This window comes from Amaricoccus sp. (assembly GCF_036846665.1).
Classification (GTDB): Bacteria; Pseudomonadota; Alphaproteobacteria; order Rhodobacterales; family Rhodobacteraceae; genus Amaricoccus.
Map to the genome: position 1 here is coordinate 1 of NZ_DAIUBO010000131.1, position 10,427 is coordinate 10,427.

Here is a 10,427-nt window from a genome sequence, read left to right on the forward strand (position 1 = left end):
TGGTGATCGGCGCCGAGACCTTCTCGCGCATCCTCGACTTCACCGACCGCACCACCTGCGTGCTCTTCGGCGACGGCGCCGGCGCGCTGATCCTCGAGGCCGCCGAGGGCGAAGGATCCGCGGAGGACCGCGGCATCCTCGCGACCGACCTGCATTCCGACGGGCGCTATTCCGACCTTCTCTATGTCGATGGCGGCCCCTCCTCGACCGGCACGGCCGGTGCCGTGCGGATGTCCGGGCAGGAGGTGTTCAAGCATGCGGTCATCAAGCTCGCCCAGACCGGCGCGGCGGCGCTGAAGAAGGCCGGGCTCGACACCACGGGGATCGACTGGCTGGTGCCCCACCAGGCCAATCTGCGCATCATGACCATGACGGCGCAGAAGCTCGGCGTTCCCATGGAGCGCGTGGTGGTGACCGTTCAGGACCACGGCAATACCTCGGCGGCCTCGATCCCGCTGGCACTTTCCGTCGCGAACGCGGAAGGACGGCTCCGGAAGGGCGACGTGATCCTGGTCGAGGCCATCGGCGGCGGCCTCGCCTGGGGGGCGGCGGTGATGCGCTGGTAAAGGCGTCTTCGCCGCCCCGCCCAAGCCGTTGTTATTGACTCGCTTTCGCCAATGCCCCTAGGGTTGCCCAACAGCAATCAGGACGGGGGGGAGTGGCGATGAGTGACAAGACCCTGACGCGCATGGAACTGAGCGAGGCGGTGTTCCGGACGGTCGGCCTTTCGCGCAACGAATCCGCCGATCTGGTCGAATCGGTGCTCAACCACCTGTCCGACGCCCTCGTGGCGGGCGAGACCGTCAAGATCTCGTCCTTCGGCACCTTCAGCGTGCGCTCCAAATCCGCGCGCGTCGGCCGCAATCCCAAGACCGGCGAGGAGGTTCCCATCGAGCCGCGCCGGGTCCTCACGTTCCGGCCCTCCCATATCATGAAGGAACGCGTGGACGCCGGGAACAAGAACCAGAGGTGAGGTCAGCCCCCCGATGAACAAGTCCCCCGAGGCCTTCCGGACCATCAGCGAAGTGGCCGAGGCGCTCGACGTGCCGCCGCATGTGCTGCGCTTCTGGGAATCGCGCTTCACCCAGGTCAAGCCGGTCAAGCGCGGCGGCGGTCGCCGCTACTACCGCCCCGAGGACGTCCGGCTGCTGCGCGGCATCCGCGGCCTGCTCTACGACGACGGCATGACGATCAAGGGCGCGCAGAAGATCCTGCGCGAGAAGGGCGTGCGCCACGTCATCGCGCTCGGGACCCTGCCCGAGGCGGAGGAGGAAGCGCTGCAGTCCGCTCCGGCCCCTGCCCCGGCCGCGGCGAAGAAGCCCGCCAAGCCGGCTCGGGCCCCGGCCAAGGCCCCGGCACGCGCCCCCGCGCCGCCGAAACTGCCCTCCCGCCCGCAGGGCGATCTCTTCGCCACGGGCGCCCCGGCACCGGGCGGCGCCGCCGTCGCGGAGCTGGAGGCGCGCACACGCCCGGCCGAGGTCCGCGACGGCCGCAAGGCGCTCAAGGCGCTGGTCGCCGAGCTCGAATCGCTCCGGGCGGTGATGATGTCCGAGCCCGGATCCTGAGCGCGGAATCCCGCGGCGCTTTCCGCTTGCCCTCGTGCGGACCCCGGCTATAAAGCGCCTCGTGTCGGGCTATAGCGCAGTCTGGTAGCGCGTTCGACTGGGGGTCGAAAGGTCGTGAGTTCGAATCTCGCTAGCCCGACCAAACCCCTCTCCGCGGTGGCTCAGGCCCCCGGCGTGATCCCGTCCCAGGGCATCGCACGCATGATCGCGGAGGGAAGTATCACCGGCGCGGCGCCCCCCACGCCCGACCAGATCCAGCCCGCGAGCCTCGATCTCCGCCTCGGGGATACCGCCTGGCGGGTGCGCGCCTCCTTCCTCCCCGGACCGCGCGCGCTTCTCTCCGAACGGCTCGACGATTTCGCGATGCACCGCATCGATCTCGGCCCCGGCGCCGTGCTCGAAAAGGGCTGCGTCTATCTCGTGCCGCTTGGCGAAGGGCTCGACCTGCCCGCAGGTGTCTGCGCCGTGGCCAATGCAAAGAGTTCGACCGGCCGGCTCGACCTCTTCACCCGGCTGATCACCGACCGCGGCACCGAATTCGACCGCATCGAGCCCGGCTATCGCGGCCCGCTCTATGCCGAGATCTCGCCGCGTTCCTTCTCGGTGCTGGTCCGCCCGGGCATGCGCCTGAACCAGATCCGCTTCCGCCGGGGCTCGGCCCTGCTCGACGACGAGGCCCTGCGCGCGCTCGATGCGCGCGAGCGATTGGTCGACGGCACGGCCCATGTCGCCGGCGGCCTCGCCTTCTCGGTCGACCTGCGCCCCCGCGAGGGCAGCCTGGTCGGCTACCGCGCGAAGCCCCATACCGGGCTGATCGACCTCGACCGCATCGGCCATTACGATCCAGCGGAATACTGGGAGCCTGTCGCCGCCCGCGACGGGCGCATCATCCTCGATCCCGGCGCCTTCTACATCCTGGTCAGCCGGGAATCGGTGCATGTCCCGCCCGATTATGCCGCCGAGATGGCGCCCTATCTCGCCATGGTGGGCGAGTTCCGGGTGCATTACGCCGGCTTCTTCGACCCCGGCTTCGGCCATGCGCTGGCCGGCGGCAGCGGCTCGCGCGGCGTGCTGGAAGTGCGCTGCCACGAGGCCCCCTTCGCGCTCGAGCACGGCCAGATCGTCGGCCGACTGGTCTACGAGCACATGGCCGAGCGCCCCGAGATCCTCTACGGTCAGGGCCTCGGCTCGAATTACCAGGGCCAGGGCCTGAAGCTCTCCAAGCATTTCCGCGCGCCGTGACCGCCCGCGGCTGACCTACCCTCGTGGCGCGTCTTCGTGGCCGGACATGACCCTGCCGATGAACCGACCCTTGGCCCGCGCATAGGCGGCGCGGTCGTCGCGGTGCCGCGCAGCGGTCTCGCGCTTCACCGCGGCGTATTCGGCGGCGTGATCGGGGCGGGCGCGCAGCAGATCGCGGAACCGCAGCCGGTCCCAATAGGTCGAACCCGGCGGCAGCATGTGCAGGTGATGCGTGCGTGCGCCGGAGGCGTCGCGCCGGATGAACCAGGCATAGGCGACACCGGCCTCCCCCGGCCCGGTCGGACGCCAGAAGTACTCGTAGCCCGCCGCTTTCAACACTGGCGCGATTCGGTCGTGCACGGTTTGCAGATCCGGCACCTCGATCAGCATGTCGACGATCGGCTTGGCGACCAGCCCCGGCACCGCCGTGCTTCCCACATGCTCGATGCGACCGATGGGGATCTCCGCGAGGCGTTCGCGCAGCCGCACCTCCTCGGCGGCGAAGGCTTCCGCCCATGCCGGATCGGGGTCCGCGAGCAGGATCGGCTCGGCCCGCGCCCGGGCCACGTGACAGGATTGGCCGTTCATCGGGGCGCTCCCCGTGGGCTCAATGCCCGGTCAGGAGAACATCTCCTCCTGGGGCGTGCCGAGCGCTAGCGGCTCCCCGTCCGCATCGTCCTCAGCCTCGCCGCGCGCCGGCAGCGGTCCGCCGGGATCGGGCCGGTTGTCGAGCAGGCCGGCGGCGCGCAGTTCGGCGATGCCCGGCAGGTCGCGATCGGATTCGAGGCCGAAATGGTCGAGGAAGGCCGGCGTGAGTACGAAGGTCATCGGCCGCCCCGGCGTCTGCCGTCGCCGGCCGAGCCGGACCCATCCGAGCTCGATCAGCAGGTCGAGCGTGCCGCCCGAGACCGAGACGCCGCGGATCTCCTCGATCTCCGCCCGTGTCACCGGCTGGTGATAGGCGACGATCGCCAGCGTCTCGATGGCCGCCCGGCTTAGTTTTCGGGTTTCCACCGCCTCGCGGGTCATCAGGAAGCCCAGGTCGGCGGCGGTGCGGAAAGCCCAGGCATCGCCGGTGCGCACGAGCTGCACCCCGCGCCCGGCATAGCGCGCCCGCAGCGCCGCCAGCGCCTCGCCGACATCGGAGCCCGCGGGCAGTCGCTCGGCGATCTCGCGCCCCGTCATCGGCTCGCGGCTCGCGAAGAGCACCGCCTCGACCATGCGCTCCTGCTCGGCGAGCTCGGGCACGGCGAAGGCCGGATCGGCGTAGAAATCGCGCGTGGTCTCGTTCATGCGTCATCCTCCCCGGGGCGCGCTCTGAGATAGATCGGCTGGAAGGCGGCGTCCTGGCGCAGGTCGAGCCGCCCGGCCTTGGCCAACTCCAGCGCCGCTGCGAAACTTGCCGCCGTCGCCGAGCGCCGCCGCTTCGGGTCACCGGCCCATTCGTCGGGCAGCCAGGCGGAAAGGCGCACCCAGTCGATCGCGGTGCCGATCAGCCCGCGCATCCGCTCCAGTGCCGCCTCCATGGTATAGACCGGCTCCCGCGCCAGGTGCAGCGGCGTGAAATCCTCGCGGGTCTTGATCCGCGCATAGGCGCGCAGGAGGTCGAGCATGTCGGCGGTATGGACCACCTTCGTCTGCCGGGTCACCGCCTCGGTCTGGCCGCGCGCGAAGACGTCGCGGCCGAGCTGATCGCGCGCCATGAGCCGCGCCGCCGCCGCGCGCATTGCCTCGAGTCGTTCGAGCTGGAAGGCGAGATGCGCCGCCAACTCGTCGCCGGAGGGCCCCTCCTCCGCCGGATCCGGCGGCAGCAGCAGGCGGGACTTGAGATAGGCGAGCCAGGCCGCCATCACCAGATAATCCGCGGCCAGCTCGATGCGAAGCCGCTTCGCGGCCTCGACGAAGTTCAGGTATTGCTCGGCCAGCCGCAGGATCGAGATCCGCCGCAGATCGACGCGCTGCGAGCGCGCCAGGGTGAGAAGCAGGTCGAGCGGCCCCTCGTAACCGTCGAGATCGACCACCAGCGCCTCGGCGGCGAGGCGCTCGACGGTGGCTTCGGCGTCGAAGAAATCCTCAGGCACCGGCCGCGCGCTCCCTCAGCTCGACGAATTCGGCCTCGAGCGCCGCCGGATCCGCCTGTCCCGCGGAACCCCGCACCGCCTGCGCCCGTTCCGCACGCGCCAGCGCCCTGCCCGCGAGTTCCGGCACCGCCTCCGCCACCGCCGCCGCCTCCGCGGGGTCGCCGTTGCAATGGAGCACCATGTCGCAGCCCGCCGCGATCGCCGCCTCGGCCCGCGCCCCGAACGGCCCGCGCAGGGCCTGCATCGAGAGATCGTCGGTCATCAGGAGCCCGTCGAAGCCGATGTCGCCCCGGATCCGCCGCATCACCTCCGGCGAGAGCGTAGCGGGGCGCGCCGCATCGAGGGCGGCATAGACCACATGCGCGCTCATCGCCGCGGGCAGATCGGCCAGCGCCCGGAATGGCGCGAAGTCGACCCTCTCGAGATCGGCCAGCGGCGCCGACACCTGCGGCAGGTCCACGTGGCTGTCGCGGGTCGCGCGCCCGTGGCCCGGCATGTGCTTCATCACCGGCAGCACGCCGCCGGCGATCAGGCCCTCGGCCACAGCGCGCCCGATCGCCGCCACCTCGGCGGGATCGGCGCCGTAGCAGCGGTTGCGGATGACGCCATGGGTGTCGGGCTGCACCACGTCGAGCACCGGCGCGCAATTGACGTCGATGCCCACGGCGCGCAGTTCCGCCGCGATCAGCCGGTAGCGCAGGTACATCGCCCGGGCCCGCAGGTCGCGGCCGGGCAGGCGCGCGCATTCCTCGAGCGCCGGCGCCCATTCGCGCCAGTCCGGCCCGCGCATCCGCGCGACCCGCCCGCCTTCCTGGTCGATCAGGATCGGCGCGTCGCGCCCGACCGCTTCGCGCAGATCGCCCGTCAGCCGCCTGAGCTGGCCGGGCGTCTCGATGTTGCGCGCGAAGAGGATGAAGCCCCAGGGCGCGGCCGCGGCGAGAAACCGCCGTTCGTCGGCACCGAGATCCGGACCCTGGCAGCCGAGGATGACCGCGCGGGGCGCCATCTATTGCAACGTTACCGGGATGCAATCGATGCTGCGGGCCCGCAGGGCCTCACACATGACGCGGGTTTGCTCGGTATTCTCGAAGCCCGCGACCCGCAGCCGGTAGAACACCCGCGCATTCGAGGTCGTCCGTTCCACATAGAGGCTCTTCGATCCCAGCAGGTCGCCGTTCTTGGCAACGAGTTGCGCCCAGGCCTGCCGGGTGATCGCTTCGCTGTCATAGGCGCCGAGCTGCACCAGCCGAGAACCCGGGCTGACGCTGCCGACCTCGCGCGCCTGCGCGACACCCGGCGCCGGGGCCGGAGCCGCGGCCGCGGCCGCGGCCGCGGCCTTCGGCTGCGCCTTGGGGGCCGCTGCCGGGGCCTTCGCGGTGGCGCGCACCAGGTTGCTCGGTCGGCCGAGCGGCCGCACCGCGGGCGCGGTGCCCTCGGGCAGCAGATCCGCCTCGACGGGCGCGTCCGCCTCAGCCGGCGCACCGCCCAGGTCCGGCGCCAGACCGACCTCGAGCGCCGCGAGCACTTCCTGGGCCTCGGCCTCGGGCATGCGCAGATCCCCGCCCTCCGCCGCATCCGGCAGGCTCGCGGGCGCCGCGACGACCAGTTCGCCCTGCGGCCCGTCCTCTTCCGCCAAGGCCGGCGGCGCAGGCTCCAAAGGCGTCCGTTCGCGCGGGACCGGCGCCGGCTGACCGGAGAGCACCGCATTGACCTCGAGGCCCTGATGCGCCGCCTGCAGCCCCCCGGGATCCTCGGGCTGGAGCCGCGCCGGCCCCTCCATCGCCCGGATGATCGGCACCTCGGTCGCATCGCGGGTTCCGAGCCGGTAGGACCAGAGCGCCATCGCGCCGACCAGCCCGACAAAGACCGCGGCGCCGGCCATCCGGCGGATGCTCGGGGGGATCAGCCGGTCGCGGACATCGCCCGCAACGGACTCGTAGTCGTCGCTGTAGAGATCGCGCATGGGGTTCTTGCCTGTTTTGACACACTATACCTTGTATGTGCCGCTGCTCCAACCCCGAAATGTCTTAACGGATGCCTCAGCGCATCTCTTCCATCGGGGTAACCCCGAGAATACCAAGCCCAGCGGCGATGACAACCTGTGTCGCGCGCACAAGTGCGAGCCGCGCGCGGCTCGTCTCCGGCGCCTCCTCGCGGATGAAGCGCAGCTCCGGATCCAGCTTGCCCTGATGCTGAAGCGAATGGAACTCAGACGCGAGATCAAAGAGATAGAAGGCGATCCTGTGAGGCTCATGTGCCGCCGCCGCCGATTCGACCTGCCGCGGCCATTCCGCCGCCTTGCGGATCAGGCGCGATTCGCCCGGCGCGCCGAGGCCGCCGAGAACTGCCGTGGCGAGCGCAGCGTCGCTCGTGTCGATGCCCGCAGCCGCACCGCGCGCCAGCACCGATTGCGCCCGGGCATGGGCATACTGGACGTAGAAGACCGGATTGTCCTTGGATTGCTCCAGCACCTTGTCGAAGTCGAAGTCGAGCGGCGCGTCGTTCTTGCGCGTCAGCATTGCGAAGCGCGTCACGTCGGGGCCGACCTGCTCGACCACGTCGCGCAAGGTGACGAAATTGCCGGCGCGCTTGGACATCTTGAAGGGCTCGCCGCCCTTGAAGAGCCGGACCATCTGGCAGAGCTTGACGTCGAGCGGCACCTTGCCGTCCGAGAGTGCGGCCACCGCCGCCTTCATGCGCTTGACATAGCCGCCATGGTCGGCCCCGAGCACGTCGATCAGCTCGTCGTAGCCGCGCTCGATCTTGTCGAAATGATAGGCGATGTCGGGTGCGAAATAGGTCCAGCCGCCGTCGGACTTCTTCACGGGCCGGTCGACGTCGTCGCCGTAAGCCGTTGATCGGAAAAGCGTCTGCTCGCGCGGCTCCCAATCTTCGGGCAGCTTGCCCTTGGGCGGTTCGAGCACGCCCTCGTAGATCAGCCCCCGCGCCTCGAGCGCGGCCAGCGCCGCCTCGATCCGCCCGGTGCCGTAGAGCGACCGCTCGGAGAAGAACCGGTCCATGGTCACCCCGAGCGAGGCCAGATCCTCGCGGATCAGCGCCAGCATCGCCTCGGTGGCGAAGTCGCGCACGTCCGGCAGCCATTCCTCGTGGTCCGTGCCGACGAGGCTCTCGCCGTGCTTCTCGGCGAGTTCGGCGCCGAGCGGAATCAGGTAGTCGCCGGGATAGGTCCCGTCGGGGAACTCCACCGCGCGCCCCAGCGCTTCCAGGTAGCGCAGATGCACCGACCGCGCGAGCACGTCGACCTGCGCGCCGCCGTCGTTGATGTAATATTCGCGGGTGACGTCGAACCCGGCGAAGTCGAGCAGCGAGGCCAGCGCATCGCCGAAGACCGCGTGGCGCACATGCCCCACATGCATCGGCCCGGTGGGATTGGCGGAGACGAATTCGACGTTGATCCGCCGCCCGCCGCCCGCGCCCGAGCGGCCGAAGTCGCGCCCCGCCGCCAGGATCGCCGGCACGGTGGCGAACCAGCGGCCCGGGTCGAGCCGCAGGTTGAGGAACCCCGGTCCCGCGACCTCGGCGGAGACCACCACCGGCGCCTCGGCGAGAATCCCGGCCAGCGCCTCGGCGATGGCGCGCGGCGCCGCCTTCGCCGGCCGCGCCAGCACCATCGCCGCATTGGTCGCCATGTCGCCATGAGCCGGGTCGCGCGGCGGCTCGACGGTCACCGCCCCGAGGTCGAGCCCGCCGGGCAGCGCATCCTCGGCCACGAGGCGCGCGATCGCCGCGTCGACCAGGGCCTTCATTTCTGCATAGATATCCATCGCCGGCCTCTCCGCCTGCAGCCTGCCCGCGGTTAACACAGGCAATCCGCCGTCTCCACGGACAAATTTCCTCCGCGCCGCCGGGATCCGGGATGCAGCACCGGTCCCGCTGCGCTAGCCTCGCGGGATGCGACGGCTCCTGTTCCCCGCCCTTCTCGCCCTCGCCGCCACTTCCGCCCGGGCGGCCGAGATCCTGAGCGCGGAGGCGTTCGAGCGCCTCGCCGAGGGCCGGACGCTGCATTTCACCGAAGGCGGCAGGCCCTATGGCTCGGAGCAGTTCCTGCCGGGCCGGCGCAGCCTCTGGCGCTACGCCGGCGAGGCCGAATGCACCGCGGGCAGCTGGCGCGGCGAAGGCGAGGCGATCTGCTTCCGCTACGACGGAAGGCCGGAGGAGATCTGCTGGCGCATCACCCGCGAGGCGGACGGCGTCTTCGTCGAGCTCCATGACAGCGACGACGGGCGCCGCCTGCGCCTCGGGAGCACAGACACCCTGCCCCTTCCCTGTCCGCAGACCGGAGCGGGAACCTGAACTGGCTGGCCAGCTTCAGTCATCCCACCATGCCTGCGGCGATCGATCCGTGACCGGGTCGAGACGCCTCGCCCCGGGGGCCCTTCACCGGCGGCTGATGGGCGATCGAGCATGCACTCCACCGGGTGCTCGACGTCACTCCGGACGGGAACCGCGCCCGAAGCCGTTGTTTCAGCCTTCGCAGGAACCATCATCCAAATGTGATGTACCTGAGCCGTCTTGCGGCGCCGCTTGACGCTGTCCTCTCCCGCCCGCAGATTGCCGGGAACATTCGGAGGTGAGCCCATGCCCGTCGTGAACCGCTTCGCCGAGCTCTCCCCCGCGATCGCCGAGTGGCGCCGGGACCTTCATGCCCATCCGGAGATCCTCTTCGAGACGCACCGCACCAGCGCCTTCGTGGCGGAGAAGCTGCGCGGCTTCGGCTGCGACGAGGTGGCGACGGGGATCGGCCGGACCGGGGTCGTCGGCGTGATCCGCGGCCGATCGAACGCCTCGGGGCGGGTGATCGCGCTCCGGGCCGACATGGACGCGCTGCCCATGTCCGAGGAGACCGGCCTGCCGCATGCCTCGAAGACGCCCGGCGCCATGCATGCCTGCGGCCACGACGGTCATACCGCCATGCTGCTCGGGGCGGCGCAATATCTCGCGGAGGCGCGCAATTTCGACGGTACCGCAGTGGTGATCTTCCAGCCGGCCGAGGAAGGCGGCGGCGGCGGGCGCGAGATGGTCGAGGACGGCATGATGGAGCGCTTCGGCATCGAGGAGGTCTACGGGCTGCACAACATGCCCGGCCTGCCGCTCGGCGCCTTCGGCATCCGGCCGGGCCCGATGCTGGCCTCGACCGACCTCTTCACCATCCATGTCACCGGGAGGGGCGGCCATGCGGCGCAGCCGCATGATTGCATCGACCCGATCCTCGCCGCGAGCCAGATCGTCGCGGCGCTCCAGGGGATCGTGGCGCGCAACACCGATCCGCTGAAGGCCGCGGTCGTCTCGGTGACCTCGTTCCGCTCCGAGAGCGACGCCTTCAACGTCATTCCCGGCCGGGTGGAGCTGCGCGGCACCTCCCGCGCACTTGACCCCGGGATCCGCGCGCTCATCGCGGAGCGCATCGCCGCGATCGTCCCGAACGTCGGCCGGGCCTATGGTGCGGAGGCGGTGCTGGATTTCCGGCCGGGCTATCCGGTCACCGCCAACGACGCCGGGCGCGCCGCCTTCGCGGCGC

At 70.8% G+C, this 10,427-nt stretch carries 12 protein-coding genes and 1 tRNA gene; 7 read left to right on the forward strand and 6 right to left on the reverse strand.

Going from position 1 to position 10,427, the window contains the following annotated elements; genetic code table 11:
- From V7050_RS13095 to V7050_RS13115, 5 genes are all read left to right on the forward strand, one after another.
- A partial coding sequence (locus tag V7050_RS13095) for a 3-oxoacyl-[acyl-carrier-protein] synthase III C-terminal domain-containing protein (RefSeq protein ID WP_324410645.1) occupies nt 1–566 on the forward strand: 566 nt, incomplete at its 5' end.
- Nucleotides 567–664: 98 nt separating this feature from the next.
- Nucleotides 665–973 carry an integration host factor subunit alpha gene (gene ihfA / locus V7050_RS13100; protein WP_324368431.1) on the forward strand — a complete coding sequence of 103 codons (309 nt, stop codon included), beginning with the start codon at nt 665–667 and terminating at the stop codon, nt 971–973.
- Between the two features lie 13 nt (nt 974–986).
- Complete coding sequence (locus tag V7050_RS13105) at nt 987–1,565, forward strand: MerR family transcriptional regulator (RefSeq protein ID WP_324368433.1); 579 nt, start codon at nt 987–989, stop codon at nt 1,563–1,565.
- Between the two features lie 65 nt (nt 1,566–1,630).
- Nucleotides 1,631–1,707 (forward strand) — tRNA-Pro (locus V7050_RS13110).
- Nucleotides 1,708–1,721: 14 nt separating this feature from the next.
- Nucleotides 1,722–2,807, forward strand: coding sequence for a 2'-deoxycytidine 5'-triphosphate deaminase (locus tag V7050_RS13115; RefSeq protein WP_324368434.1), 1,086 nt, complete (start codon nt 1,722–1,724; stop codon nt 2,805–2,807).
- Between the two features lie 15 nt (nt 2,808–2,822).
- Here V7050_RS13115 and V7050_RS13120 read toward each other — a convergent pair whose 3' ends face one another.
- From V7050_RS13120 to argS, 6 genes are all read right to left on the reverse strand, one after another.
- A complete protein-coding gene (locus tag V7050_RS13120) occupies nt 2,823–3,395 on the reverse strand; it encodes a GrpB family protein (protein WP_324368436.1) in 573 nt (190 codons plus the stop codon).
- A 30-nt stretch (nt 3,396–3,425) separates the two neighbouring features.
- Nucleotides 3,426–4,100 carry an SMC-Scp complex subunit ScpB gene (gene scpB, locus V7050_RS13125; protein ID WP_324374570.1) on the reverse strand — a complete coding sequence of 225 codons (675 nt, stop codon included), beginning with the start codon at nt 4,098–4,100 and terminating at the stop codon, nt 3,426–3,428.
- Entirely contained in the window at nt 4,097–4,888 is a 792-nt protein-coding gene (locus V7050_RS13130; protein ID WP_324367066.1) for a segregation and condensation protein A, read from the reverse strand. The genes scpB and V7050_RS13130 overlap by 4 nt, the downstream gene beginning before the upstream one ends.
- The gene (gene nagZ, locus V7050_RS13135; protein ID WP_324367064.1) at nt 4,881–5,894 is read right to left on the reverse strand and encodes a beta-N-acetylhexosaminidase; all 1,014 of its coding nucleotides are present in this window, start codon (nt 5,892–5,894) and stop codon (nt 4,881–4,883) included. Before nagZ ends, V7050_RS13130 begins: the two co-directional genes overlap by 8 nt.
- Nucleotides 5,895–6,851 carry an SPOR domain-containing protein gene (locus tag V7050_RS13140; protein ID WP_324367062.1) on the reverse strand — a complete coding sequence of 319 codons (957 nt, stop codon included), beginning with the start codon at nt 6,849–6,851 and terminating at the stop codon, nt 5,895–5,897.
- Between the two features lie 76 nt (nt 6,852–6,927).
- Nucleotides 6,928–8,673 (reverse strand): arginine--tRNA ligase, encoded by a 1,746-nt coding sequence (argS, locus tag V7050_RS13145; protein ID WP_324367059.1) that lies wholly within the window; start codon nt 8,671–8,673, stop codon nt 6,928–6,930.
- Nucleotides 8,674–8,800: 127 nt separating this feature from the next.
- Between argS and V7050_RS13150 the strand changes: the two genes are divergently transcribed.
- A complete protein-coding gene (locus V7050_RS13150) occupies nt 8,801–9,202 on the forward strand; it encodes a hypothetical protein (protein ID WP_324367057.1) in 402 nt (133 codons plus the stop codon).
- A 285-nt stretch (nt 9,203–9,487) separates the two neighbouring features.
- Nucleotides 9,488–10,427, forward strand: a 940-nt coding sequence (locus V7050_RS13155; protein ID WP_324410647.1) for an amidohydrolase, incomplete at its 3' end; no start/stop codon positions are given.